This window comes from Streptococcus sp. HMSC071H03, from assembly GCF_001813035.1.
GTDB classification, from domain to species: domain Bacteria; phylum Bacillota; class Bacilli; order Lactobacillales; family Streptococcaceae; genus Streptococcus; species Streptococcus anginosus.
In genome coordinates, this window is record NZ_KV811146.1 from 1 (window position 1) to 400 (window position 400).

Genomic DNA, 400 nt, shown 5'->3' on the forward strand with positions numbered 1-400 from the left:
CCAGATTTAGGATCTGGCGCTTAACGGCGTGGGGGTTCAAGTCCCTTCACCCGCATAGGAGATAAGCCGGCTTAGCTCAGTTGGTAGAGCATCTGATTTGTAATCAGAGGGTCGCGTGTTCAAGTCATGTAGCCGGCATTAAAGGAAAGAAGCGAATGCGAACGTAGTTCAGTGGTAGAACATCACCTTGCCAAGGTGGGGGTCGCGGGTTCGAACCCCGTCGTTCGCTTGAGGAAGCCGGGGTGGCGGAACTGGCAGACGCACAGGACTTAAAATCCTGCGATTGGAAGCAATCGTACCGGTTCGATTCCGGTCCTCGGCATAGGAAAGGGCACCCTTAGCTCAACTGGATAGAGTACCTGACTACGAATCAGGCGGTTAGAGGTTCGACTCCTCTAGG

At 54.0% G+C, this 400-nt stretch carries 3 tRNA genes; all 3 read left to right on the forward strand.

Annotated elements, in window-relative coordinates:
• Positions 1-65: 65 nt before the first annotated feature.
• The 3 genes from HMPREF2887_RS02660 (at position 66) to HMPREF2887_RS02670 (ending at position 322) form a co-directional block, all read left to right on the forward strand.
• A tRNA-Thr gene (locus HMPREF2887_RS02660) sits at positions 66-138 on the forward strand.
• A 19-nt stretch (positions 139-157) separates the two neighbouring features.
• Positions 158-229: transfer RNA gene (locus HMPREF2887_RS02665), tRNA-Gly, on the forward strand.
• A gap of 7 nt (positions 230-236) precedes the next feature.
• Positions 237-322 (forward strand) — tRNA-Leu (locus HMPREF2887_RS02670).
• Positions 323-400: the final 78 nt, after the last annotated feature.